Origin of the sequence: Microbulbifer magnicolonia (assembly GCF_035117725.1) — a bacterium.
Taxonomy (GTDB): Bacteria; Pseudomonadota; Gammaproteobacteria; order Pseudomonadales; family Cellvibrionaceae; genus Microbulbifer; species Microbulbifer magnicolonia.
Window position 1 is genome coordinate 1,480,476 of record NZ_JAYEFD010000001.1, and the last position, 25,390, is coordinate 1,505,865.

Annotated in this window: 24 protein-coding genes and 1 pseudogene; 6 read left to right on the plus strand and 19 right to left on the minus strand. The window is 61.0% G+C overall.

Features of this window, described 5'->3' with window-relative positions; translation table 11 throughout:
• Positions 1 to 178: 178 nt before the first annotated feature.
• The 4 genes from RRF64_RS06500 to sdhC form a co-directional block, all read right to left on the minus strand.
• On the minus strand, positions 179 to 883 hold the full coding sequence (locus RRF64_RS06500) for a succinate dehydrogenase iron-sulfur subunit (RefSeq protein WP_323845018.1): 705 nt from the start codon (positions 881 to 883) through the stop codon (positions 179 to 181).
• Between the two features lie 84 nt (positions 884 to 967).
• Complete coding sequence (gene sdhA, locus RRF64_RS06505) at positions 968 to 2,740, minus strand: succinate dehydrogenase flavoprotein subunit (RefSeq protein ID WP_323845019.1); 1,773 nt, start codon at positions 2,738 to 2,740, stop codon at positions 968 to 970.
• 3 nt (positions 2,741 to 2,743) lie between these two features.
• Positions 2,744 to 3,112 (minus strand): succinate dehydrogenase, hydrophobic membrane anchor protein, encoded by a 369-nt coding sequence (gene sdhD, locus RRF64_RS06510; RefSeq protein ID WP_323845020.1) that lies wholly within the window; start codon positions 3,110 to 3,112, stop codon positions 2,744 to 2,746.
• Positions 3,106 to 3,480: a succinate dehydrogenase, cytochrome b556 subunit gene (sdhC, locus tag RRF64_RS06515; RefSeq protein WP_323845021.1), complete on the minus strand. Its 375-nt coding sequence runs from the start codon at positions 3,478 to 3,480 to the stop codon at positions 3,106 to 3,108. The genes sdhD and sdhC overlap by 7 nt, the downstream gene beginning before the upstream one ends.
• Before the next feature lie 540 nt (positions 3,481 to 4,020).
• Here sdhC and gltA point away from each other — a divergent pair.
• Positions 4,021 to 5,313 (plus strand): citrate synthase, encoded by a 1,293-nt coding sequence (gltA, locus tag RRF64_RS06520; RefSeq protein WP_323845022.1) that lies wholly within the window; start codon positions 4,021 to 4,023, stop codon positions 5,311 to 5,313.
• A 799-nt stretch (positions 5,314 to 6,112) separates the two neighbouring features.
• On the opposite strand, the pseudogene RRF64_RS06525 reads toward gltA, so the two are convergent.
• The 8 genes and pseudogenes from RRF64_RS06525 to RRF64_RS06560 form a co-directional block, all read right to left on the minus strand.
• Positions 6,113 to 6,514, minus strand: a pseudogene (locus RRF64_RS06525) (TonB-dependent receptor plug domain-containing protein); the annotation flags it as partial.
• A 113-nt stretch (positions 6,515 to 6,627) separates the two neighbouring features.
• Positions 6,628 to 6,846: a hypothetical protein gene (locus RRF64_RS06530; RefSeq protein ID WP_323845024.1), complete on the minus strand. Its 219-nt coding sequence runs from the start codon at positions 6,844 to 6,846 to the stop codon at positions 6,628 to 6,630.
• A 198-nt stretch (positions 6,847 to 7,044) separates the two neighbouring features.
• The gene (locus RRF64_RS06535) at positions 7,045 to 7,296 is read right to left on the minus strand and encodes a hypothetical protein (protein ID WP_323845025.1); all 252 of its coding nucleotides are present in this window, start codon (positions 7,294 to 7,296) and stop codon (positions 7,045 to 7,047) included.
• Entirely contained in the window at positions 7,251 to 7,463 is a 213-nt protein-coding gene (locus tag RRF64_RS06540) for a hypothetical protein (protein WP_323845026.1), read from the minus strand. The genes RRF64_RS06535 and RRF64_RS06540 overlap by 46 nt, the downstream gene beginning before the upstream one ends.
• 206 nt (positions 7,464 to 7,669) lie before the next feature.
• A complete protein-coding gene (locus tag RRF64_RS06545) occupies positions 7,670 to 9,949 on the minus strand; it encodes a TonB-dependent receptor (RefSeq protein ID WP_323845027.1) in 2,280 nt (759 codons plus the stop codon).
• Positions 9,950 to 9,978: 29 nt separating this feature from the next.
• Positions 9,979 to 10,854, minus strand: a complete 876-nt coding sequence (locus tag RRF64_RS06550) for an alpha/beta fold hydrolase (RefSeq protein ID WP_323845028.1) — start codon at positions 10,852 to 10,854, stop codon at positions 9,979 to 9,981.
• A 180-nt stretch (positions 10,855 to 11,034) separates the two neighbouring features.
• Entirely contained in the window at positions 11,035 to 11,679 is a 645-nt protein-coding gene (locus tag RRF64_RS06555) for a TetR/AcrR family transcriptional regulator (protein ID WP_323845029.1), read from the minus strand.
• A gap of 19 nt (positions 11,680 to 11,698) precedes the next feature.
• A complete protein-coding gene (locus tag RRF64_RS06560) occupies positions 11,699 to 11,914 on the minus strand; it encodes a DUF3820 family protein (protein ID WP_323845030.1) in 216 nt (71 codons plus the stop codon).
• Between the two features lie 250 nt (positions 11,915 to 12,164).
• Between RRF64_RS06560 and RRF64_RS06565 the strand changes: the two genes are divergently transcribed.
• Positions 12,165 to 12,356 (plus strand): hypothetical protein, encoded by a 192-nt coding sequence (locus tag RRF64_RS06565; protein ID WP_323845031.1) that lies wholly within the window; start codon positions 12,165 to 12,167, stop codon positions 12,354 to 12,356.
• A 48-nt stretch (positions 12,357 to 12,404) separates the two neighbouring features.
• Here the strand turns inward: RRF64_RS06565 and RRF64_RS06570 are convergent, their stop codons facing one another.
• From RRF64_RS06570 to dcd, 3 genes are all read right to left on the minus strand, one after another.
• Positions 12,405 to 12,590 (minus strand): hypothetical protein, encoded by a 186-nt coding sequence (locus RRF64_RS06570; RefSeq protein WP_323845032.1) that lies wholly within the window; start codon positions 12,588 to 12,590, stop codon positions 12,405 to 12,407.
• Positions 12,591 to 12,672: 82 nt separating this feature from the next.
• Complete coding sequence (locus tag RRF64_RS06575) at positions 12,673 to 13,881, minus strand: BaiN/RdsA family NAD(P)/FAD-dependent oxidoreductase (RefSeq protein WP_323845033.1); 1,209 nt, start codon at positions 13,879 to 13,881, stop codon at positions 12,673 to 12,675.
• Positions 13,882 to 13,928: 47 nt separating this feature from the next.
• On the minus strand, positions 13,929 to 14,498 hold the full coding sequence (gene dcd, locus RRF64_RS06580) for a dCTP deaminase (RefSeq protein ID WP_323845034.1): 570 nt from the start codon (positions 14,496 to 14,498) through the stop codon (positions 13,929 to 13,931).
• A gap of 222 nt (positions 14,499 to 14,720) precedes the next feature.
• Here dcd and imuA point away from each other — a divergent pair, with 222 nt between their 5' ends.
• From imuA to RRF64_RS06595, 3 genes are all read left to right on the plus strand, one after another.
• Positions 14,721 to 15,428, plus strand: coding sequence for a translesion DNA synthesis-associated protein ImuA (imuA, locus tag RRF64_RS06585; protein ID WP_323845035.1), 708 nt, complete (start codon positions 14,721 to 14,723; stop codon positions 15,426 to 15,428).
• A gap of 359 nt (positions 15,429 to 15,787) precedes the next feature.
• Positions 15,788 to 17,299 carry a Y-family DNA polymerase gene (locus tag RRF64_RS06590; RefSeq protein WP_323845036.1) on the plus strand — a complete coding sequence of 504 codons (1,512 nt, stop codon included), beginning with the start codon at positions 15,788 to 15,790 and terminating at the stop codon, positions 17,297 to 17,299.
• 53 nt (positions 17,300 to 17,352) lie between these two features.
• Positions 17,353 to 20,622: an error-prone DNA polymerase gene (locus tag RRF64_RS06595; RefSeq protein ID WP_323845037.1), complete on the plus strand. Its 3,270-nt coding sequence runs from the start codon at positions 17,353 to 17,355 to the stop codon at positions 20,620 to 20,622.
• A 40-nt stretch (positions 20,623 to 20,662) separates the two neighbouring features.
• Here the strand turns inward: RRF64_RS06595 and RRF64_RS06600 are convergent, their stop codons facing one another.
• The 4 genes from RRF64_RS06600 to RRF64_RS06615 form a co-directional block, all read right to left on the minus strand.
• On the minus strand, positions 20,663 to 21,052 hold the full coding sequence (locus RRF64_RS06600) for a type II toxin-antitoxin system VapC family toxin (RefSeq protein WP_323845038.1): 390 nt from the start codon (positions 21,050 to 21,052) through the stop codon (positions 20,663 to 20,665).
• Positions 21,052 to 21,261, minus strand: coding sequence for an AbrB/MazE/SpoVT family DNA-binding domain-containing protein (locus RRF64_RS06605; RefSeq protein WP_323845039.1), 210 nt, complete (start codon positions 21,259 to 21,261; stop codon positions 21,052 to 21,054). Before RRF64_RS06605 ends, RRF64_RS06600 begins: the two co-directional genes overlap by 1 nt.
• A 164-nt stretch (positions 21,262 to 21,425) precedes the next feature.
• Positions 21,426 to 22,148 (minus strand): transposase, encoded by a 723-nt coding sequence (locus RRF64_RS06610; protein ID WP_323845040.1) that lies wholly within the window; start codon positions 22,146 to 22,148, stop codon positions 21,426 to 21,428.
• Positions 22,149 to 22,480: 332 nt separating this feature from the next.
• Positions 22,481 to 22,924, minus strand: a complete 444-nt coding sequence (locus RRF64_RS06615; RefSeq protein ID WP_323845041.1) for a pilin — start codon at positions 22,922 to 22,924, stop codon at positions 22,481 to 22,483.
• A gap of 610 nt (positions 22,925 to 23,534) precedes the next feature.
• On the opposite strand from RRF64_RS06615, the gene pilB reads away from it, so the two are divergent.
• Positions 23,535 to 25,247, plus strand: coding sequence for a type IV-A pilus assembly ATPase PilB (gene pilB / locus RRF64_RS06620; RefSeq protein WP_323845042.1), 1,713 nt, complete (start codon positions 23,535 to 23,537; stop codon positions 25,245 to 25,247).
• Positions 25,248 to 25,390: the final 143 nt, after the last annotated feature.

Genomic DNA, 25,390 nt, shown 5'->3' on the forward strand with positions numbered 1-25,390 from the left:
CAGTGGGCCCCACTCGGGCTGTGTCACTGCGCTTTCCTTTCACTCACAAAAAGGGAGGCACTTAAAAAGTCACCTCCCCTCTTCAACTTGGCACCGGCTCTTCGGCCAGCTTCTACAGATAGGCGCCGCCGTTGGCGCCGAGCCCGCGGTGCGGGCTCAACCGGGTTTACAGCGGCCGTTACACGGCGCGGGTCAGCAACATGTTGCGGATGTGGCCGATGGCGCGGGTCGGGTTGAGACCCTTCGGGCACACATTCACACAGTTCTGGATACCGTGGCAGCGGAAGACGCTGAAGGGGTCGTCCAGTTTGGACAGGCGCTCATCGGCAGCCAGGTCGCGGCTGTCCGCCAGGAAGCGGTAGGCCTGCAGCAGGCCGGCCGGGCCGATGAACTTGTCCGGGTTCCACCAGAAAGACGGACAGGCGGTGGAACAGCAGGCGCACAGGATGCACTCATAGAGGCCGTCCAGCTTCTCGCGCTCTTCCGGGGACTGCAGACGCTCGATCGCCGGCGCCGGCGTATCGTTCTGCAGGTAGGGCTCGATCTTCTTGTACTGCTCGTAGAACTGCTCCATGTCCACGACCAGGTCGCGGATCACCGGCAGGCCCGGCAGCGGGCGCAGCACCAGCTTGCCCTTGCGCGCCGCTTCGGAGATGGGCGTGGTGCAGGCCAGACCGTTGCGTCCGGAGATGTTCATGCCGTCGGAACCGCACACGCCCTCGCGGCAGGAGCGGCGGAAAGACAGGGTCGGGTCCTGGGCCTTCAGCAGTTCCAGCACGTCCAGCACCATCAGGTCCTTGCCCTGGGTGTCCAGCTCGTAGTCCTGCATGAAGGGCGCTTTGTCGGTTTCCGGGTTGTAACGGTAGATACTTACTTTCAACATTTCTCTGCTTCCGAACGTAGGGTGCGCCGTGCGCACCTGAATGCTTTGCGGCTTCACGGTGCGCGCGGCGCACCCTACTGGTTCTTAGTAAGTCCGAGCCTTGGGCTCGAAAGCTTCCACGGTATTGGGCGCGAAGTTAACTGCGCGCTTGCCGACGCGCTTCTCCGCCGGGAAGAACATGGTGTGGCACAGCCAGTTCTCGTCGTCGCGCTCCTGGAAGTCCTCGCGGGCGTGGGCGCCGCGGCTCTCGGTGCGGACCTCGGCGGCAATCGCGGTGGCCTCGGCCACTTCCAGCAGGTTCTGCAGTTCCAGCGCCTCGACACGGGCGGTGTTGAACGCGCGGCTCTTGTCTTCCAGACGCACATTGGCGATGCGCTCGCGCAGGTCGGCCAGTTTCTTCACGCCCTCGGCCATATAGTCGCCGCGGCGGAATACACCGAAGTGGTTCTGCATCACATTCTGCAGTTCCGTGCGCAGATCGGCGGCCTTTTCGCCATTGTTGGTGTTCTCCAGGCGGTTCAGGCGCGCCATTGCCGCTTCGATATCGGAGTCGGAGGCCTCGCGGTGCTCGATACCCTCGCGCAGCGCCTTCTCGATAAACAGGCCGGAAGCGCGGCCGAAGACCACCAGGTCCAGCAGCGAGTTGCCACCCAGGCGGTTGGCGCCGTGCACGGACACGCAGGCCACTTCGCCACAGGCGTAGAATCCGTCTACCACCTGGTCGTTGCCGGCGGCATCCTGGGTCAACGCCTGGCCGTGAATATTGGTTGGGACACCGCCCATCATATAGTGGCAGGTCGGCACCACCGGAATGGGCGCCTTGACCGGATCCACATGGGCGAAGGTCTTGGCCAGCTCGCAGATACCGGGCAGGCGGCTGTGCAGCACGTCCTCGCCCAGGTGGTCGAGCTTCAGGAACACGTGGTCGCCGTTGGGGCCGGCGCCGCGGCCGTCGAGAATCTCCAGGATCATGGAGCGGGCCACCACGTCGCGGGAAGCCAGGTCTTTGGCGTTGGGCGCATAGCGCTCCATGAATCGCTCGCCGTCCTTATTAATGAGGTAGCCTCCCTCGCCGCGACAGCCCTCGGTCACCAGCACGCCGGCACCGGCGATGCCCGTCGGGTGGAACTGCCACATCTCGATATCCTGCACCGGCACACCCGCGCGCAGGGCCATGCCCACACCGTCACCGGTGTTGATGTGCGCGTTGGTGGTGGAGGCGAAGATACGGCCAGCACCGCCGGTCGCGAATACGGTGGCCTTGGACTTGATGAAGACCACTTCACCGTCCTCGATGCACATGGCGATCACGCCCACGACGGCGCCGTCCTGGTTCTTCACCAGGTCGATCGCGAACCACTCGTTCAGGAACTCGGTGTTGTGCTTGATATTGTTCTGGTACAGGGTGTGCAGCAGGGCGTGGCCGGTGCGGTCCGCCGCCGCGCAGGTGCGCGCCGCCTGGCCACCGCGGCCGAAATCCTTGGACTGGCCGCCGAACGGGCGCTGATAGATGCGACCCTCTTCCGTACGGGAGAACGGCAGGCCCATGTGCTCGAGTTCGAAGACGGTCTCCGGACCCACGGAGCACATGTACTCGATGGCGTCCTGGTCGCCGATATAGTCGGAACCCTTGACGGTGTCATACATATGCCAGCGCCAGTCGTCATTCGGGTCGGCACTGGCAATGGCGCAGGTAATGCCACCCTGGGCGGACACGGTGTGCGAACGGGTCGGGAATACCTTGGTGATCACCGCCGTCTTGAAGCCGGACTGGGCCATTTGCAGGGCCGCGCGCATACCCGCCCCGCCGCCGCCGATTACGATTCCGTCAAAGGAAATAGTACGCATGTTCGCCATCAGTTATACACCCCACAGAATTTCAATGCCCCACACCGTGTAGAACACGGCGACCGCAGCCAGCAACACTTCCACGATCAGGCGCAGAACAGTGGCCTTGGGCCCCATCATGCGGTTGGTGATGTAGTCGGTTACAACAGACCAGAGACCGATCCAGGCATGAATGACGGTGGAGAGGAGCGCCACCAGGCTGAACACACGTACCCAGCGCTGGGCGAACAGCTCGGACCAGGCCTGATAGCCGAAGTCTTCGCTGAAAAAGATGAAACCCACAATAAAGAGGGTATAAGCAATCAGTATGACCGCGGTGACCCGCTGATACAGCCAGTCAAAGGTACCGCTGCGGCCAAAGCTCGTTACTGTTCTTACCATAACCACACCCCCGCCAACAGAATAAGGATTACACTCAGCACCAGCACCGTTATGGCGCTGCGTGTGCCGCCCTCGAGCGACTCACCGATCCCCAGATCCATCAGCAGGTGACGCACACCGGCGATCAGGTGGTAGATCAGAGCCGCCAGCGAAGCCCACAGAACGAGCTTGGCGGGAATGCTGTTGAACGCCGCCGCGACATCGGCAAAGCCCTGTTCGGATTCCAGGCTGGCATCGAGCATGCACAGCAGCAGCGCGACCACGGCGAAGAGCACTACGCCGGAGATACGATGCAAAATGGAAACCAGTGCGGCAGCGGGAAGACTGATAGTGGAAATGTCTAAATTGACAGGTCTGTTTTTGTTCACAGGAAAAACACCTTGTTGCCCTGAACGACCGGGCGCCCGTTAGCTTTTCAATGGAGGGGCGAGTTGCTTGCTGGTCACTTTGCACGCGACCTGCTGAAGCCTTGTACAAAGCGGCCTTACCATGGCGCAAGCCGCGCGGATTATAGGCATTCGCCCCCCAAAACACAACGAACGCCTCAGATTCTGCGGCAGCTTTGCCACCTTGGTCGCAGGCAATGCGGCGCCAGGAGCACCGCGGAATTTCCGCAGACAATTGCCGCCCCAATCAGGCAAAAGCTCTACGAGCTGCCCGGGTGGCCGGATATCCTGTTGCAGGGAGACCGACCGTCCACGCCTTTTGGTTTGACAATTTTCAGCGCGCAACTTAAGTTTGGCCCCGCTCAAAAGCCCCCGGGGTTCTCCGCGGGCCACCAGAATGCCCCCTGTAGGAGCGGCCGGCGGCCGCGATTGATAGCCACCGCCTACTGCGGACGTCGATCGCGGCCATCGGCCGCTCCTGCGGAAAATAGCCGGCATAAGAACAGAATTTAGGAGTCCGCAATGTCCGATAAGAAAGCGCAACTCACGGTCGACGGTATCGACGGCGCCATTGAGATGCCCGTACTCTCCGGCACCCTCGGCCCCGATGTTGTCGATGTCAGTAGTTTGACCGGCAAGGGCTTGTTCACTTACGACCCGGGCTTTGTGTCCACCGCCGCCTGCGAGTCCAAGATCACCTTTATTGACGGCGCCAAGGGCCAGCTGCTGCACCGCGGCTACCCGATCGAGCAACTGGCGGAGCAGTCCGACTACCTGGAGACCTGCTACCTGCTGATGAAGGGCGAACTGCCCGACGCCGAGCAGAAGAAGGAATACGTCGACACCATCATGTCCCACACCATGGTGCACGAGTCCCTGGTGAACTTCTTCAAGGGCTTCCGCTACGACGCCCACCCGATGGCCATGATGTGCGGCGTTGTCGGCGCCCTCGCCTCCTTCTACCACGACTCTCTCGATATCAACGATGCGGAGCACCGCGAGATTTCCGCGCACCGCCTGATCGCCAAGATGCCGACCCTGGCCGCCATGTGCTACAAGCACTCCAAGGGCCAGCCGTTCATGTACCCGGACAACAGCCTGAACTATGCGGAAAACTTCCTGCACATGATGTTCGGCAACCCCTGCGAGCAGAGCAAGATCGACCCGATTGTCGCCAAGGCGATGGACGTCATCTTCCTGCTGCACGCGGACCACGAGCAGAACGCCTCCACCTCGACCGTGCGTCTGGCCGGCTCCTCCGGCGCCAACCCCTTCGCCTGTATCTCCTCCGGTATCGCCGCCCTCTGGGGACCGGCGCACGGCGGCGCCAACGAGGCGGTGCTGGAAATGCTGCAGGAGATCGGTGACGAGAGCCGCATCGACGAGTTCGTCAAGCGCGCCAAGGACAAGGACGATCCCTTCCGCCTGATGGGTTTCGGCCACCGCGTCTACAAGAACTTCGACCCGCGCTCCCGCGTGATGCAGGGCATCTGTGATGAAGTCTTCGACGCCATGGGTGTGGCCGAGGACCCGCTGCTGAAGATCGCCAAGAAACTGGAAAAGATCGCGCTGGAAGACGAGTACTTCGTCGAGAAGAAGCTCTACCCGAACGTGGACTTCTACTCCGGCATCATCATGAAGGCGATCGGCATTCCCACCGACATGTTCACCGTGATCTTCGCCACCGGCCGCACCGCCGGCTGGATCGCCCACTGGAACGAAATGATTTCCAACCCCTACAAGATCGGCCGCCCGCGCCAGCTGTACACCGGCTACACCCAGCGCGATTACGTGCCGTTGGACAAGCGCAAATAAAAGGCATCCGGCAGTACGCATTAAAAAACCCGGCTTTTGCCGGGTTTTTTAATGAAAAATTCGTGCCACCTGTGGCGATGAAGTGTCTGCCAGGGGCGTGACATTCGCTAAAGTATGACCACGAAAAACCGTGCATTCACAAAAAATCTGACCCGATTAACACAAGCCGGTCAAATACAAAAAAGTGCAGCTACCAAAGAACTAGCGGCCGAATTCATTTCGACCGCTCCCTCTTTAAGCTGACTGGCACACCCCCGCTGTTCACCTCGCTGAAATCCTTTCAGACCAGTGGTAACCCGCAGTGGGTCTACTTTCGGGTTAGGCCAAGTCTCCAGTTACGGACCGCTTTTACTTGCTCCCCTTTTCCTTCGGGGACTGCCTCTGCCTAGGCATTTATATATTAGTGTCGCAATTTGCCAATGCAAAGCCGCTCTCACAACTGCGCACAGGCTCTTCGGCCCGCCTCGGCAACGGCTGCGGAATCGCCCTCGCCAGCCTTCTTCTCCCCCGGAACAACGCGCCGGCCGTAGGCCGCGAGCATAAAGCCAAAGCCAAACATCAGTACGCCGTAGATGGTGGAGGGCACGGACATTTCGCTGGACTGCAGCAGCGTCAAGGTCACCATCAGGCCCAGGGTGTCGTTATTGGAGAAGTCGCCGTTGGACTGGCGCTTGAAGTCCTGCTCGGTATCCAGCATGTACTGGCCGCCGGTCAGCGCGCTCAATACCGCCGCGTAGGGAGTGCCGCCGGGAAGCTCGGTCGGGTTGATTACTTCCATAAAGCGGCCCTCGGTGTCGAAGGCGCCGGCGATGGAATTTTTGCCGAACAGGATACTCTGCGGGCCGCGCAGTACTTCGACGCGCTCCAGATCCATGTAGGGCGCGCGCGCCAGCTGAGCGCGGCCGTAGTAAACACCGTCGATATACTGGCCGACGGACTGCTCAAAGCCCTGGTTGATGCCGGAGCTGATGCCGCGGATGGCAATGATGGTGCCGATACCGGCCTGGTTCATGGTCAGGTTGGGCACATAGGCGGTCATGCCCTGCAGGTTGGTGATACCCGCCTCTTCCATTTTCGCGCCGGACACCGCATTCACGGAAATCGGCACGTCCTGCAGGCTCTCGGTGCGCTTCTGCGCGGTGACTATGACTTCCTCCAGCACCAGTTCCTGGGCGATAACCGGCTGCGCCAGTACCGCCAAGGCCCAGTGCGGCGCCGCCGCCCAATATTCCTGTGATAGCGGAGGCCAGCGGCTTGCGCCGCGCCACTTGAGTGAATGATTTGTTACTCATGTCCTTTCTCTCTGCTCTATTTTTATTGGCGGTTCAGGGAGAAATTCCGTACATCTCGACCGGAAGGGACTGCGACTGTTGAACCGGGAAACCATTCGTGGCCGCCCAGGGCCATGGTGACGCGATCAGTTTCCACCCCCTCCCACAGCAGACGGTCGTAGTACAGATCCATGCTCCACCAGGGCACGATTGCATCGAGAAAGCCGTGAATAAAACGCGTTGGCGGGTGGTTTCCCGGCATATGAAGCGGCATCACGCAGAGGGGGGCCGGCGCAGGTGGCGTAGGAACCTGAATGGACCACCAGCGCCCTGAACTCCCCCGGCCAGTTCACCGCCATGCGGCTGGTGTTGTAGCCGCCGCTGGAAATACCGGTGGCGTATCTGCGGTTGGGGTTGAGCGGGCCTAAGACGCCCTGCTCTATCGCGTCGAATACATTGTTCAGAAAGGTGTAGTCGGTAGTGATTTCGTAGATGGTGGCCGGACCGGCGGAATTGGTGAGCCAGGCAGCTCCACCGGCGCCCGCGGTGCAATTACCGCGTAGCCGGCGTCCAGCAGCGCCTTGATCGTGCGCGCCTCCCAATAGCCACCGAAGGGCGCATTTTTCTCGCGCGAAAACTCCACCTCGAAGAACGATCCCTGGTAGATCAGCGCCACCGGCCGGGCGGCGGTGTGCCGAGCGGCAGTTCCCATTTGACTTCGCGATCGGTGATGCTGCTGGAGGGGATGCGAATGCTGCGGTAACTGCAGTCGATCCTCTCCTGCTTGAACCAGCTCGCCGGAGTGATGGTGCAGCGGGAATCCGCCATTGATTGCTGTACAGCGAGACAACACAGCAGTGCCATTATTATCCTTGTCATAGGACACCTGCCTGGTTGTTTAGTGAATGTTTACCGCATGGTTTCTCTCATCTTGTTCACCGTCCTGGCGAATTGCCACAGCTCCCTGAAACTGCAAACAGAATAAACAGCTCCTTTGTAGGAGCGGCCCATGGCCGCGATCGATGTCGCCAACGGGATAGATCGATCGCGGCCAGCGGCCGCTCCTACAGGGTTGGGAATCTAGATTAGAAATCCATGTTCAGGCGCAGCGCCCAGACGCGCGGATCGCCGTAGTAGCCGGACACTATCGGGAAGTTGGAGCCGCGCAGGTCGTAACCGGTGGTGCGGTACTCCTCGTCGGTCAGGTTCCTGCCCTCCAGCGCCAGCCGCCAGCTTTCGCCGGGCGGCGTGAACACCAGGGCCGCGTTCCACAGGCCGTAGGCCTCCTGGAAGATGTATTCGCTGAGATCGGTAGTGGGATGGACGTCGTCGCGGTAGCTGTAGCTCAGGCGCGCGTCCAGGCGGCCCAGGTCCGCCAGCGGCAGACTGAAATCGCCGTTGACCGTGTAGGCCAGTTCCGGCGTGTTGGTAAACTCCTGCTCATCGGCTACGTTCACGCCGCCGGAGATATATTCCTCGTAGTAGGCGTCCAGCCAGGTGGCGTTGCCGCTCAGGGTGAAGTAGTCGCTCGGCGCCCACAGGGCCTCCAGCTCCAGGCCGCGGATCACACCGGCACCGGCGTTGGTGAAGTCGCCGAAGAAGCTGTCCGGGTTGCCGTCGCCATTGGTATCCACGCCGGTGAAGATACTCAGCTGGATATCCTCGTAGTCGCTGTGGAAGAGCGCGGCGTTGACGCGCAGGCTCTGGGTCAGGTCCGCTTTGATGCCCAGTTCATAACTGGCCACCGTCTCCGGCCTGTAGGCGTTCCGCGAGTCCGGCACCTGCACCGTGTTCGCGCGGACATTGTAGCCGCCGCTCTTGAAGCCCTCGCTGTAGCTGGCATAGATCAGCGTGTCGCCGTTCAGCTGATGGTCGAGGCTGATGCGCGGCGAGAAATCGGTCCAGCGCTCGGACTCGTCGAAGTCGGCAGTGACCTGGCCGTTGGGCGTGGTGAAGTCCGCATCGGCGAAGCCGCGGTTCAGCACCACCGCATTTTTTTCCTCGCGATTGAAGCGGCCGCCGACGCTGAGCGCTGTGCTGTCGGTGAGGCTGTAAGTCATGTCGCCGAACAGCGCCAGCGCATCCGTCTGCACCTCGCCGCCGCTCTCGCCGTAGATCGCCAGGGTCGGGCCGACGATCGGCACCAGTGCCGGGTTGATCGCCACGGTGGGCACGCCGAAGCGGTTGCGCACCACGCCGCCGGCGGTGGCGTCGAGCAGATAGAGACCGAAGACACCGCTCAGCCGGTCGCTAGTGTACTGCCACTGGAATTCCTGGCTCAGCTGATCATCGAAATAGACGGCGTCCACATCGGCGATCGGATAGGGACCCATATCGAAATCGATGGCGCCATCGGTCTCGCCCTCGCGGAAGGCGGTGATCGACTTGAAGCCCCAGTTGCCGTCGCCCTTCCAGCTAACGGTCAGCGCGGTGCCGGAGTTGTCGCTGTCGTTGTCCTGGTTGTCGAAACCGTTGTGCACGTCGTAGCGGTCATCGCTGGCCGGCAGCGGTGCGCTGCCGCTGTAGAAAGATTCGATACCGTTGGCAATCATCCGCTGGGCGCCGCGCACCGCGGACCTGTCGTAGACTGCGTCGTGGGCCAGGTTGACCGCCCAGCGGTCGCTCGGCCGCCACTCGATGGCGGCGCGGCCGGCGTAGAGCTGCTTGTCGGAAACCTCGGCGCCGGTCAGCAGGTTTTCACCGAGGCCGTCGCGGGTGAAGGAGCCGGCGGCAAAACTGGCGAAGAGCCTGTCCTCCACCAGCGGCGTGCTGACGCTGGCCTTGATATCCCGCTGGCTGTAGCTGCCCAGCGCCGCGCTCAGGGAGACTTCGGTCTCCTCGGCGATGGGCCGGCTCACATATTTGATCGCGCCGCCGATGGTGTTGCGGCCGTAGAGGCTGCCCTGGGGGCCACGCAGGATTTCCACCCGCTCCACATCGAGCATTTCCAGCAGCGCGCCCTGGGGCCGCGCCAGGTAGACGTCGTCCACATAGATGCCCACGCCGGGCTCCACGCCCCACAGCGGATCCGACTGGCCCACGCCGCGGATATAGGCGGTGGCGGTGGAGGTGGTGGCGCGCGCGGCATAGACGGTCAGGCCGGGAGCCTGGGACTGCAGGTCCGCCAGGTTGCTGACACCGGCAATCAGCATGTCCTCGCCGCTGAGCGCGCTCACCGCCTGGGGTACCTCCTGCAGGCTCTCCTCGCGCCGGCGCGCGGAGACGACGACCTCCTCCATGGCGCTGGCGCTCTCCTGCGCGTGGATCTGCGGAACGGCGACGGCGGCAAGACTGCCCAGGCCGGCCACGGCGGCGTGCAGCAGTTTCTTCGGAAAATCGGGTACCACTTTATTGTTATCGAACATACCCAAGCCCTCTCTCATCATGCATTGTTTTATTGGATTTCGAGCGAAACTTTTTCAGTGTTCTCGTCAGTTTTCTCGTTATTCTCGATCTGTTCGGTCTTCTCCCCCTGCCCCGGCGCATTCACGCTGCGCAAAAATTCGATGATGGCGTCGTTGCAGATTTCCGCCTGGTCCAGCGGCGTCGCGTGGCGCGAGTCCGCCACCAGGCGCAGACGAGCGTCCGGCAGCAACGTCGCGTACTCCTGCTTGAAAGCCGTCGGCGTATAATCCTGATCGCCGCAAAGAATCAGCGCGGGCACAGTGCAGTTGCCGAGGCGCGCACGCACATTGAAGGCGGCAATAGCGCGCAGGATTTTCAGGTAGGATTTTTGATCGGCCGCGGCGACGCTGCGCAGGAACTGCTCGCGCAGCGGTTGCTGGGAATCCCGTGGAAACAGCTTGAGCGCAATACGCTTTGCCAGCGTGGGCAGGCCGAAGCCGCGAATCATCAGGGTGCGCAATGCCAGTGTCAGCAGCAGGCGCCAGCGGCCGCTGGCGAAGCCCGGGCCGGAGTTGATGACGGTCAGCGACAGCAGCCGCTCGGGGCGGTCCGTCGCCAGCTGGAAGGCTAGCATACCGCCGAGGGAAAACCCGCCAACATGCGTCCTGGCGATACCCAGATGGTCGAGCAGTGCCAGGGCGTCGCCGGCCAGGTCGGCCATGGTCACCGGGCCGCACAGCGGATCGCTGGCGCCGTGGCCGGCAATATCCAGGGCCAGCACGCGGAATTCGGCCGCCAGCGGATCCCACTGGAGCTGCCAGTCATCACTGCGGGAGCCCAGGCCGTGCAGCAGCAGCAGCGGCTCACCTCCGCCGCCACTGTCGGCAAAGTACAGGCGGCGCTCGCCGTGGACAAAATGCGGCATCGATTACACCTCTCACCTTATCGCTGTTTTTCTTGTCTTTCTTATTTGCTCGGGTCGGCCGAACACGAATCGGAATTTCTATTCCGTATTTTTGGCAATACTAGACCCCGGCCGCAGCGCGCGCAAGGGCTTTTCCATGGAGTGGTGGAAATCGGTGTCGCTTCTGCAGAAGGTATCGAATCAGTAACAGTCGGCCGGGGCCTGCAGGTAGCACAGCAACAGGCGACCCAGCTCCCTGCGCAGTTCCGCCTGCGGCAGGCCGCCGAGGCTGCCGGTGACTATGTACTGGTTCATTACCCCCAGCATCATATGGACACCGGCCGGTATTGCCAGCTCCGGCTTGGCGTGGTTGATCTGATCCACGAAGGGCCGCAGGCATTCCAGCGCTGTCGTGGAGACATGGTTGTTCAGCTGGTGCACCTTGTCGCGGAAGTCGGCGCTGCGCGAGGCGCGCAGGATCAGTGCCCGCAGCACGCCGCGGTGGCCGGCATAGATGCCCACATAGGAATCCACCAGCAGTTGTACGCACTGGGCCAGGTCGGTGCACTCGCCGCCCGCCTCGCCCAGGGATTCCGCGGTGGTGGCCACCTGCCGCATAAAGCGCTGCAACAGCAGCAGCGACAGTGTGTCCTTGTCGCCCAACAGGCGGTAGAAGCTGCCCACAGAGGAATCCGCCAGTCGGGCTATCTCCGCCACGCTGGCCTCCTCGAAGCGGTTCTCCGCCAGCAGTTGCTCGCCGGCGGCCAGCAGGCGCTCGAGGGCCTGCTGGCTGCGCACTTGATTGGGAACCGGCAGTTCCACCAGAGTGAAGTCGGGTTTTGACATGGTCAGTTTGTGGACCTTTTCAGGGGTTCCTTAAGGGTTTAATCAGGCCTTCCAGGCCCTCTATTTTTATCTCCAGGGTCAGCGCCATCAACCGCCCCAACCGGCCCGCGGGAAATTCTTTCTTCGCAAACCAGAGCAGATACTCCTCAGGCAGATCGATCAGCGCGCGTCCGGCGTATTTCCCAAACGGCATTGGTGTGCGCGCTATATCCAGCAGATCCTGTTTTTCAAACATGGCGATTCTTTCGGTATTAGTGAGCCGCAGCTTAACCGACTGCGACGCCGGGCATAAGCCGAGACATGAATTTGTCGCCCCCAACGCGCCACCCTAGACTGGCTTCGACACAGGCCGGCGAAATGATAAGCCGTGCTCGCCATACCTCAATCGAGTAGTGACAGAGGTGTCTATGCGTATTCAAGCGATTAAACATACAGGCCTGGCGGCTATCCTGACTGCCGGCCTTCTGAGTCAGGGCTGTGCCAATATGAGTGACACAGACCGCCGTATCGGCACCGGGGTCGGTATCGGCGCAGTCACCGGGGCCCTGATCAGCGGCGGCCGCCCGGCAGGTACTGCGGCAGGCGCCGTTCTCGGCGGTGTTGGAGGCTGGCTCTACGACCGCAACCAGAAGCGCTACTACTACTACGACCGCCACGGCCGTCGGGTTTACCGCTAGTGCCTGTGGGGTGCAGGGTGAGTCCGGTTGCGGGCTCACCCCCGTTTTTTACAGCAACTCGGTCTTAGTTTTTCCACAGCGCTGGCAGCGGTATTCTGTCACGAGCTTGCCCTGCTTCACGTCGAACTTGCGCTCGGTAACCACCACCCACTTGTGAAAACCATCGCGGCACAGGCTGCTGCCCTTGAATTTCTGCCAGGCAGTTTTGCGTTTGAACGGAAGCACATCGCCCATTTCTTCAAGTCTCCATGTGGGAGCCTGCCCTGCAGGCGATTCTTTGCAGGGCGCGCGCGGCACCCCCCTGCTTCAACAGCCACTAAACCACTTCACCGGCCGCGTGGCCCGATGCCCAGGCCCACTGGAAATTGTATCCGCCCAGCCAGCCGGTCACGTCCAGTACCTCGCCGATAAAGTAGAGCCCCGGCTGCGTCTTGCACTCCATGGTGCGCGAGGAGATGCCGTCGGTAGCCACGCCACCCAGTGTCACCTCCGCGGTGCGGTAGCCCTCGGTACCGGCGGGCACCAGTTGCCAGGTCTGCAGCCTGCGGCCTATTTCCGCCAGCTCGATCTCGCCGTACTGCTTCAGCGGCCGGCTGTCGATATCCTGCCGCTGCAGAAAATGCTGTACCAGCTTCTTGCTCCAGACTTCCGCCAGCGCACTGTGCAGATAGCTGTCCGGATTCTGTGCGCGCCGCTGCTGCAGCCACCCGGCCAGGTCGCGCCCCGGCGCCAGGTCGAACTCCACCGTCTGCCCCTCGCGCCAGTGGCTGGAAATCTGCAGTACCGCCGGCCCGCTGAGACCGCGGTGGGTAAACAGCATCTGCTCGTGGAAACTGCCCTCGCCGCAGCTGGCGGTCACCGCCAGGGCACTGCCGGGCAGCTCCTGCTGCCGCTCCAGCTGGCGCCGGTGCTGGGTAAAGGGCACCAGCGCCGCGCGGGTGGGAATAATATTCAGGCCGAACTGGCGCGCGATCTCGTAGCCCAATCCCGTCGCCCCCATGGTCGGAATCGACAGGCCGCCGGTGGCGATCACCAGGGATTCGCAGCGTACCTGCCCCAGAGAAGTGTCGACCAGAAAACCCTGCTCCAGCGGCGCTATGGCCTCGACGCTGCAGCGGGTGCGGATCTGTGCCTTCGCCGCGCGGCACTCCGCCAGCAGCAGGTCGACGATATCCTTGGACTTGTTGTCGCAGAACAGCTGGCCGAGGGTCTTCTCGTGGTACGGGATCCCGTGCTTCTCCACCAGCGCAATAAAGTCCCACTGCGTGAAGCGGGCCAGGGCCGATTTGCAGAAGTGCGGATTCTCGCCGTAGAAATTTTCAGGCGAAGTGTACAGGTTGGTGAAATTGCAGCGACCGCCGCCGGACATCAGGATTTTCTTGCCGACCTTGTTGGCGTGGTCCAGCGCCAGCACGCTGCGCCCGCGCTGCCCTGCAGTAGCCGCGCACATCAGCCCCGCCGCGCCGGCGCCGACAATCAGTACATCGACGCGTTCGGGCAGCTGGCTGGGAGAAGTTTCTGTCATGGCGGGGATTGTGGCCGCTCGCGCGGCCCCGGAAACTGGCGCGGGGATCAGGCCCGCGGCAGGGTGACGCCGCGCTGGCCCTGGTACTTGCCGCCGCGATCCGCGTAGGAAACATCGCAGACTTCGTCGGACTCGAAGAACAGCATCTGCGCCACGCCCTCGTTGGCGTAGATCTTCGCCGGCAGGTTGGTGGTGTTGGAGAATTCCAGGGTCACATGCCCTTCCCACTCCGGCTCCAGCGGGGTCACATTGACGATGATGCCGCAGCGCGCGTAGGTGGACTTGCCCAGGCAGATGGTCAGCACCGAGCGCGGAATGCGGAAGTACTCGACCGTGCGCGCCAGGGCGAAGGAGTTCGGCGGAATAATGCAGTATTCCCCTTCCACGTCGACAAAGCTGTTCTCGTCGAAGGTCTTCGGATCCACGGTGGCGGAGTGCACATTGGTGAAGATCTTGAACTCACGGGCACAGCGCACGTCGTAGCCGTAGCTGGAGGTGCCGTAGGAGATCAGCCGCTCGCCGTTGCCATTCTGGCGCACCTGGCCCGGCTCGAACGGCTCGATCATGCCGTGCTGCTCGGCCATACGGCGAATCCACTTGTCGGACTTGATACTCACTCCGCTCCCCCTGGGTATTTTCAAAACTGGTCGACTGTTTATCGTGGTCGATAAGGAGCCGAATCATAGCCGTTTTGCGCTGTGCAAAAAAGTGCCAATCGAATCAATGCCCTCTTGTTGCACTGAATCAACTACTGTATAAATCACCAGTATTAACTGTACAGACATACAGTCGCCGCCTGGAGAGGGCGGCCGCGAGGCTGATAAAGAGGGCCAAAAACCGTGAGCAACGCAGAAAACCTATTGCAAAACAATCAGTTAGCCGACCAGTCCAAGCACCAGCGGCTGAGCCGGCTGCTCGCCAGGCCGGATATCTGGCAGGCCGCCAACGAACACAAGCGCCAGCGCGGCGGCATCGCCACCGGCTACGCCAGCCTGGACGCCCTGCTCGCCGGCCGCGGCTGGCCCCGCGGCGCCACCACCGAACTGCTGGTCAACCAATCCGGCATCGGCGAGATATCCCTGCTGCTGCCGGCCCTGGCAGAACTCAGCCAGCGCGAACAGATGCTGGTGCTGGTGAACCCGCCCTTCATTCCCTACGCCCCGGCGCTGGCCAGCGCCGGCGTGCAGCTGGAGAAGCTGCTGATACTGCACCCGCGCGGACAGAAGGACGAACTCTGGGCGATAGAACAGTCCCTGCAGTCCGGCTGCTGCGGCGCCCTGCTCAGCTGGCAGCCTCGCCAGGCACCGGCAGACAAGGATCTGCGCCGCCTGCAGCTCGCCGCCCGCGAGGGCGACTGCCTGCACTTCCACTTCCGCCCCCAGTCCTGCGCCGCCAGCCCCTCCCCGGCCAGCCTGCGCCTGAGTCTCGGCAGTGACGGCGAACAATTAGCTGTACAGCTGCTGAAACAACTGGGCGGCCAGTCCGGCCAGCGCCTGCACCTGGCCCGCAGCGCCGACCTCACCCGCCGCGACCGGCCGCTGCATTGAAGGAAAAGAACTCGGGACTGACGTAGGGTGCGCCGTGCGCACCACCCCGCGCAGCGGTGCGCACCCTACAAAACGCAGCAGCCCCGGGATCGCGGAGCTGTCCTAAGCGCTGAAGGCTGCAGCTCCGCCAGGTGGCACAGCCGCCCCTGGGACAAATCGGCAGGATTGCCGATTTGGACGCCGAAGGCGCCCGCGAAGCGGGTGAGCGCCATGGATGGCGCGAATCACCGCCGAGCCCCAGCTCGGCAAGCGGGCCACAGGCCCGCCCTTGTAGGAGCGGCGGGGCGGCCATCCGCCCACGGCCGCGATCGATCTATCCAAATAGTGGTGTGCAATAGGCAACAAACGGAACCCCAACCATGCTCTGGCTCTGCATCCAATTCCCCAAACTCCCGCTGGAAGTCCTCACCCGCGCCCAGCGCGACGGCACCCAGGCCCACGCCCAGGCCGTGGTGGAACAACAGCTGATCGTGGATGCCAACCGCACCGCCGCCGAGCGCGGCGTGGAGACCGGTCTCACCATCGCCACCGCCTGCGCCCTCTGCGCAGACCTGCAGCTGCTGCAGCGAGATACTCAGCGGGAGGAACAACAACTGCAGCAACTGGCACAGTGGGGCTACAGCTTCACCCCGGTGGTCTCCCCACAGGCCGCCGGCTCCGTGGATGCCGGCGATGTGCACTTCGCCTGCCTGTACCTGGAACTCTCCGGCTGCCTCAAAGCCAGCGGCGGACTGAAACCGCTGCTGCAACAACTGCACCGTGAACTGCGCCAGATGCGCATCAGCGCTTTTATGGGGCTGGGCCACAGCCCCAGCGCCGCGCGCATGCTCAGCCTGCTACCGGAACACCGTCAGTGGCTGAAGGAAACCCAGACCCCACCCAGCCCGCAGCAGTGGCGGCAGTGGATCAGCTTTTCCCCGAGCAAACTGCTCGACTGCGACAACAAGACCATCGCCAAGCTGTACGCCTGCGGCATCAAGCGGGTCAGCCAGTTGCTGGCAATCCCACTGTCGGAAGTGGGCAGCCGTTTCGGCCGCGGCTTCGTCGAATACCTGGCGCGCCTCAACGGCACCCGCCACGACCCGGTGCCCAGCTACCAGCCGCCGCCTGAATTTCACAGTGAGCTCTTCTTTCCCAGCCCGCTGGACAACAGTGAACAACTACTGTTTCCCGCCGCCCGCCTGGTGCGCGAGCTCTGCCAGCAATTACAGCGTCGCCAGCTATACAGCCACCAGCTGCGCTGGAAACTCGACTTCGGCCAGCAGGGCTGCAAGGTCTTCAGCGTCGAAGTCTCACGCCCGATGCTGGATCCGCAGCGGTTGATCGCCCTGACAAAACTGCAGCTGGAAAGAATCCAACTCGAACAGCCAATACAGGCCGTCAGCCTGACCTGCGACCAGCTACTGCCGCTGGAACAGAACCAGCTCGACGACGACCTGTTCGGCAAGAACACCCAGGTACAGCGCAGCCACCAGCTGCTGGACAAACTCAAGGCCCGCCTCGGCCACCAGGCCCTGTCCGGTGTCACCCTGAAGGAGAGCTATCTGCCGGAGCAGGCCTGGGCCAGCGCCGACACCCTGGTGCTGCAGAGCAACCACAGCAAGAAAGGCCACCAGCTGCAGCCCATCAACGCCCCCCGCCCCACCTGGCTGCTGCCCAGGCCCGACAAACTGCAGAGCCGCGAGCACAAGCTCTTTTACCGCGGCGAAATCAGACTGCTGCAGGGCCCCGAGCGCATCGACGGCTACTGGTGGCAACACGGCCGCCACGGGCGGGACTACTACCTGGCGCGGGGGGAGGAAGGCGGGCTCTACTGGGTGTTTCAGGACCTGACTTCGGAGGACTGGTATTTACATGGGGTTTACGGCTAGCCCAACAGCATGACGAAACACATAAGCTGCCCCAGGTAGCACATCAATAAATCATGAGTGACGCAGCTGTGCAGTACGCCGAACTCTTCTGCCAAACCAATTTCTCCTTCCTGCAGGGCGCCTCCCACCCGCAGGAACTGATCCAGACGGCACATCAACTGGGCTACCAGGCCCTGGCCATTACCGACGAGTGTTCCCTCGCGGGCGTAGTGCGCGCCTACAAGGAGCTGCACAACCTGAAATCAGCCGGCATTGAACTCAAGCTGATCTGCGGCAGCTTCTTCCGCCTGCAGCAAGGCGAGCAACTGGTGCTGCTGGCCCCCAACAAAAATGCCTACAGCGAACTCTGCCAGCTGATCTCCACTTCCCGCCTGCGCGCAGAAAAGGGCCAATACCAGACGCACCTGCAAGACCTGCTGCAACTGTGCCGGGAAACCATCGCCATCTGGCTGCCCCACAAAACGCCGCTGAGCATTCCCGCAGAACTGAAACAGCATTTCAGCGGCCGCCTGTATATCGCCATCAGCAACCGGCTGCTGCCGCAACAGAACCGGCACAGCCACACCCTGATCGAATTTGCCCGGCGCGAACAGCTGCCACTGCTCGCCACCAGCGCGGTACTGATGCACTGCCGCAGCCGCAAACCGCTACAGGATGTGCTCAACGCCAACTACCACAACTGCACCCTCGAGCAGCTGGGCTACCGCATCGAGCAGAACGCCGAGCGCTACCTGCGCACGCTGGCGGATATCGAGGCCCTCTATCCCAGAGAGGCGATCGAGAACACCATCGCCATCGCCGAACGCTGCCACTTCAGCCTCAGCGAACTGCGCTACCAGTATCCATCAGAGGTGATCCCGGCCGATAAAGCACCCAGCGCATACCTGCGCGAACTGGTCGCATCAGGCCGGAAAGTACGCTGGCCCCATGGCCCGGAGCCGCGTATCGACGCGCAGATCGAAAAGGAACTCGCACTGATCGCCGAGCTGGAATACGAACACTACTTCCTCACCATCTACGACATAGTCCAGCACGCCCGCAGCCAGCACATCCTCTACCAGGGCCGCGGTTCCGCCGCCAATTCGGTGGTCTGCTACTGCCTGTTTATCACCGAGATAGACCCGCACAAGATCGGCCTGCTGTTCGAGCGCTTTATCTCCCGCGAGCGCAACGAGCCGCCGGATATCGACGTGGACTTCGAGCACGAAAGGCGCGAGGAGATCATCCAGTACATCTACGGCAAATACGGCCGCCACCGCGCCGGCCTCGCCGCGACCAAGATCACCTACCGCTTCAAGAGCGCCCTGCGCGATATCGGCAAGGCCCTGGGGATCAGCGCCGCCATCATCGAGCAGCTGGTGGCCGAGCGCGCCTGGTGGGACAAGCTGGAGGACTTTCCGCAGCAGATGAAAAAGGTCGGTATAGATCCCGCCAGCTCCACCGGCCGGGCCCTGCCGCTATTGCTGGAACAGATCTACGGCTTCCCCCGCCACCTGTCCCAGCATGTGGGCGGCTTCGTGATCACCGAGCAGCCGCTGCACACACTGGTGCCGATCGAAAACGCGGCCATGGAGGAGCGCACCATAGTGCAGTGGGACAAGGAGGATATCGAAGACCTGAAACTGATGAAGGTCGACATCCTCGCCCTCGGCATGCTCACCGCGCTGCGCAAATCCCTGAGCTATATCGCCCTCTACGGCCCCAGGCTGCGCCTGCAGGATATTCCGCCGGAAGACCCGGCCGTCTACGAGATGATGTGCCGCGCCGATACCGTCGGCGTCTTCCAGATCGAATCCCGCGCGCAGATGAGCATGCTGCCCAGGCTGCAGCCACAGAAGTTCTACGAACTGACGATAGAGATCGCGATAGTCCGCCCCGGCCCGATCCAGGGCGGAATGGTGCACCCCTATCTCAAGCGCAAGCAGGGACTGGAACCGGTGACCTATCCCCACGAGAACCTGCGCCCGGTACTGGAGCGCACCCTCGGCGTGCCGATCTTTCAGGAGCAGGTGATCCAGCTGTCGATGGTCGCCGCCGGCTTCAGCGGCGGCGAGGCCGACGAACTGCGCCGCGCCATGGCCAGCTGGGGCAGGAACGGCGACCTGTACAAGTTCAAGGACAAACTGATCCAGGGCATGCTCGCCAACGGCTACAGCCCCGACTTTGCCGAACAACTGTTCAACCAGATGAAAGGCTTCGGCTCCTACGGCTTCCCCGAATCTCACTCAGCGAGCTTCGCCCTGCTCGCGTATTTTTCCGCGTGGATCAAACGCCACCATCCGGCGGCTTTTTATTGCGGCCTGCTAAACAGCCAGCCGATGGGCTTCTACGCCCCCGCCCAACTGGTCTACGACGCCCAGCGCCACAACGTAAAAGTGCTGCCGATCGACGTACTCCACAGCCACTGGCACCACACCCTGGAATTCCAGCGCCCCTCTCCCCTCCGAGGCGAGGAACCGGGGGAAAGATCCCTCCCCTGTAGGAGCGGCCCTTGGCCGCGATCGATCCCCGCCGAAAACGCAGAGGTCCAAGAGCGCCTCCAGCCCGCATTCAACACCCGGCAACCAGAAACCAGCCTGCCAATTGCCGACACCCCATCGTCATTCCGGCGCATGCCTGAATTCAGCACCCCGATGCTCCGCCTCGGCATGCGCCTCATCAACGGCCTGGAAGAACAAACCGCAACCACCATCGTCACCCTGAGAGAGGAACAAACCTTCACCTCCCCAACCCAGTTCCGCCAACTGACCCAACTCCCCAAAGAACAGGTCGCCGCCCTGGCCAGCGCCAACGCCTTCAACAGCCTGAGCGAAAACCGCTACCTGGACACCTGGCTGTCACTGAATGGAGAGACAGAAAACACCACCATCACCGAACACAACCCCAGCAACTCCGCAGAGGACAACACCTACAGCGACTACAGCAGCACAGGCCTGACCCTGCGCGAACACCCCATAGCCCTGCTGCGCCGCCGCGACCGGTTCCGCAAGCACACCCGGGCACAGGATCTGGCCCGCTACCACAACGGCCAGCGGGCAACGATCATCGGTCTGGTCACCTGCCGACAGCGGCCGGGCAGTGCCGCCGGCGTAATGTTCCTGACACTGGAAGACGAAACCGGCGTGGTCAATGTGGTGCTGTGGGAGCAGGTGCAGCAGCGCTACAGGGCGGAGATCAAGCGGGGGAATGTGCTGGAAATCGGTGGGACGGTGCAGATCAACACCGATCGCGAAAAGCAGGATTATTCAGTGGTTCACTTGGTCGGCCAGAAAATCCGCTGCCTGGAGTGGTCGGAGATTCAGGCAGTGAGAAGCTTCCACTGAAGAAAGGCGGACCACCCAGAAAGCAGATAATTATCAGAAGCTAGCGATTACGACTTGCCCGTTTATCGAAAAAAGTAACACCGTCCAAGCCCTCAAAGTGGTCATCCGCCGTAATCAACTTCGCGCCATGTTGGCGCGCAGACGCATAAATAATCGCATCGGCAAAGGACAGGCGGTAGTGAAGCGCAAGGTCGGCTGCCAGCAGGGCAATATTGCTATCCAATGCAATCACCTTACCCTGCTCTGTCCAGGCCACGGTCTCCAAAGCCGCCACCTCCCCGCGCTCTCGCTTAACCCATTTGTAAAGCTCGAACTGAATAGAAGTGGGAACCAATAGCTGTTCGGTATCGGCAAGCCAAGGCTTGAAATCCTCCGCCAGCGAACCGTCGGTTAACCATTCGATCCAACCGCAGGTATCCACAACAACCATCAGAACCGATCCCGACGATCGCGCACCTCGAGTGTCGAAGCGCCACGCAGCAGGCCGCGCATATCATCCATCGACCGCACCGGCACCAACTCAATCACAGAGCCCTTGGCAATAACCGTGAACTTCTGACCAGCCTTCAATCCGAGCTCCTCACGTACGGACTTCGGGATTCCGAGCTGAAACTTGCTTGAAAGCGTAGCGACGGCCATTCTTACCAACCTCAAATCGATATTGATTTGGTAAGAATAGTGCCAGGTTAACCTCCGAGCAAGCAGTTAAACGGACCAATGAAGGACCAACGGGGGTCGGGGACCAATGGGGTCAGACTCGATTGGTTCGATCTGGCCATCTGCCGCCAGTGTGACCAATGGGGTCAGACTCGATTGAATTCCACGTTATCTCTATAAGCCTTGGATTTCCTGTCCCCGCCCCTCACTGCTGGCGCAACTCTGCGATTCAACTGCCTGGCAATCCGCTCCCGAAACCGGTCACTCCCCAGCACCCATGCCTTGTTGGTGGCAGAGCGGATTTCATCCAGCGTCTTATCCGGTATACGGGCGCGAACCAATTGCCGGTACGCGGACTGGCGCTCCGCTTCGGTCCTGCCCAGGCGCCGATACTCCCCATGTGAGGAAATCAGCGAAGCCGGTACTCCCGCCCCATTACTTCGATAACTGGACCAGGGATATTCCGAGGGGTGTCCCACCATACTCGCACGCACAGGATTCAATTCGATATAACGCATACAGGTAAACAGGTACTGTTCGCTATCGATCAGCGTCGCCCTGTAGCGCCCCTCCCACAGGGTGCCAGTCCGCTGATAGCGGTAATTGAAGTACTGCACATAGTAGCGACCGAGCGACTGCAGCATTTTGCCAATGCCGGTTTCCGTATGCGGTGTTACCAGCAAGTGCACATGATTAGTCATCAACACATAGGCGTGAACATCGCACTGAAACTTTTCGGCAGCCTCTTCCAGTTTCTCCAGGTAAAACCGATAGTCATCCTCCTCACAGAAAATCTCCTGGCGATTATTGCCGCGCTGAATAATGTGTTGAGGCTGGCCGGGAATAACGAAACGGGGCAGGCGTGCCATGGATATCCTTTCCGTGACATTTATAGAAGGGGCAAAAACTAACCTAGACAGAGAGGCGAATCAATCGAGTTTGATCTCGACCATAATCATCGAGTCCGCCCCCACTGACCTTGTAAAACTAAAAAGCCCCGCAATTGCGGGGCTTCTTGGGATGGGATCGAGATCAAACTAAATCAATCGAGTCTGACCCCATTGATCCGTGTCAAGATTTGACCCCTACTTCCCTTTGACCCCGCGGATCTTGTAAAACGAAAAAAGCCCCGCAACTGCAGGGCTTTTGGGGGCAGGATCAAGGTCAAACTAAATCAATCGAGTCTGACCCCTCTGAACCTTTACGGAGTAGTCGTACACCCTTTGGGCATGTGCTTCTGCAGCACTGTTCCACCGCAAGTCCACTTAAATGAGGAATCGCCGGCTGCGGGCGGATCAGGGGTGAAGGTGACTGTTTTTCCCTGCAAATCTGCAGAAACACCAGCAGCGTTAAATTGCACAGTGACTACGCCAGTGCCATCTCCAACAGTCAGACCAGAGTACGCACCAGTGGCAGCAAGATCACCAGTGAGAACAGTAGTACCAGCAGCTGCCGGATAGGCACCTTCGCTGTTCCAGAACTCAGCAATAGAAGTTTTGGCCGCAGCTGCCAATGAAGCGCCTTCCGCCGCTTGGGCACGAGCGGTGTAATCCTGGTAAGCCGGCAGCGCAACCGCAGCCAGAATACCGATGATCGCTACCACGATCATCAATTCAATAAGAGTAAAACCCTGTTGCTTTTTCATTGTAACCGTCTCCATACAGACTTTTGGTTTTGGTGAATCCCGAAAGGGAGAGCATCCCGTGAGGAAGTCGCGAAACAAGATACAAGCTTTGTGCCAATTCGCGCAAGCGTGAAAACTCTCTCGCCCGACAACAATGGGAGGAAAGTCACACAAAGCTTGTTGGTTTTTCACTCACCATCATTTGGGACATACGCACCTAATTAACTTCTGACCAAAAGTGTCAGTTACAGACGAAATCGGGAGGCTTGAGGGGGGGGTGTCGCGCATGGCCCATCCTTCAATTTGGGTCTGGATAACGGTACCGGATCACGTCCGGCACAGGCTCTACGACGGTATGACGAGTAGGATCTAGCTACTTGTGCCGAATCAAGTCCAGCACAGGCTATGCCCCATTGTCATAGGTCGAAGATTTCCTGTTAATTGTTGCCATCCCTCTCGCTGCAGGTTTGGCCTGGCAAGGGGAATTCGTTATATTTAACCGACTTGTAGCGGCACCGACGGGTTCGCCTGCAAGCAGGCTCCTACAGGGACCGTGGGGAGGCAAGTCTTCAATAGATACCCTAAGAACAAAAAATGAGCAGCCTTTGATCATGCAGCGGTTCCAATCCTTATGAGCTCTAGCCCACTTTCCGGCCTGGCCAAGCGCTTGGTGGCCGATCGAATACTCGACGAGTCGACGGCGGTCTCCGCCACCAAAGCCGCCCAACGGGAAAACCAGACCTTTGCTCAGCATGCCGTCGATGCAAAATTGGTCAAGAGCCGCGAGCTGGCCAATATCGCATCACAGGCATTTGGCTCCCCGCTGTTTGATCTCGGCAGCTACAACTTCGACCTGATCCCGAAAGACGTCGTTGATGAAAAGCTGATCAGCAAACATTTTGCCCTGCCTTTATATAAGCGGGGCAATCGCCTGTTTGTCGCGGTCGCCGACCCCACGAATCTGTCCGGCCTGGATGAAATCAACTTCAATACCGGCCTCAATACCGAAGCGGTATTGGTCGAGGCGGACAAACTCGCCAAGGCGATCGAGAGCTACCTGTCCGACAGCTCGGATATGGGTGCCGGCTTGGAAGGTATCGACGACGAGGAGCTGGATGCCCTCGATGTTGAGGGGGGCGAGCCAGATCGCAGAAATGACGACGATCCCGGCGGCGACGAAGCGCCCGTTGTACGTTTTGTGAACAAGGTCTTGCTCGACGCTATCCGCTCCGGAGCCTCGGACATCCATTTCGAGCCCTATGAGAAGGCCTACCGGGTGCGCTTTCGTACCGACGGCGTGCTGCATGAGGTGGCCAAACCGCCGATTCAGTTGGCCCCGCGTATCTCCGCGCGCCTGAAGGTGATGTCCAAGATGGATATCTCCGAGCGGCGCGTTCCCCAGGACGGCCGCATCAAGATGAAGCTGTCCAAGACCAAGGCCATCGACTTCCGGGTCAACAGTCTGCCGACACTCTGGGGCGAAAAGATTGTGCTGCGGATTCTCGACCCCTCTTCCGCAAAACTGGGCATCGATGCGCTGGGTTATGAAGACGCCCAGAAGAAGATCTATATGGATGCTCTGGCCCAGCCCCAGGGCATGATCCTGGTGACCGGTCCCACCGGTTCGGGCAAGACGGTCTCACTCTATACCGGCCTGAATATCCTGAATACCCCGGAGCGCAATATCTCCACCGCCGAGGATCCGGTGGAAATCAACCTGGAGGGTATCAACCAGGTCAACGTTGCGCCCAAGGTAGGACTCAATTTCGCCGAGGCGCTGCGCTCCTTCCTGCGCCAGGACCCGGATATTGTGATGGTGGGTGAGATCCGGGACCTGGAAACTGCAGAGATTGCGATCAAAGCCGCGCAGACTGGCCACCTCGTACTCTCAACCCTGCACACGAATTCTGCACCGGAGACCCTGACCCGTTTGATGAATATGGGGGTACCCACCTTCAATATCGCCACATCCGTGAGCGTAATCATCGCCCAACGCTTGGCGCGGCGGCTGTGCAACGAATGCAAGAAGCCCGCGACCCTGCCAGACGAGGTGCTTAAGGAGGAGGGCTTCGATGCGGTGACCATCGAGCGCAAGGACTGGAAGATCTACCAGCCGGAGGGCTGTGAGCACTGCTCCAACGGCTACAAGGGCCGAGTAGGGGTCTATGAAGTGGTTCGCATCACCGATGGAATCTCCAGAATTATAATGGAGGGCGGCAACTCGATTCAGATTGCCGACCAGGCGCGTAAGGAGGGCTTCAATAACCTGCGCACTTCGGCGTTGCGCAAGGTGGTGATGGGGGTTACCAGCCTGGAAGAGGCGAATCGCGTTACCAAAGATTAATAGCTCATTGTGGGAGCCTGCCCTGCAGGCGATTCATGCCATCTGCATCGCCTGCAGGGCAGGCTCCCACGAGCAGACCGGGAAATTGGATTCGGTACCGGATCAAGTCCGGCACAGGCTCTGCGCCGGAATGACGATATTTA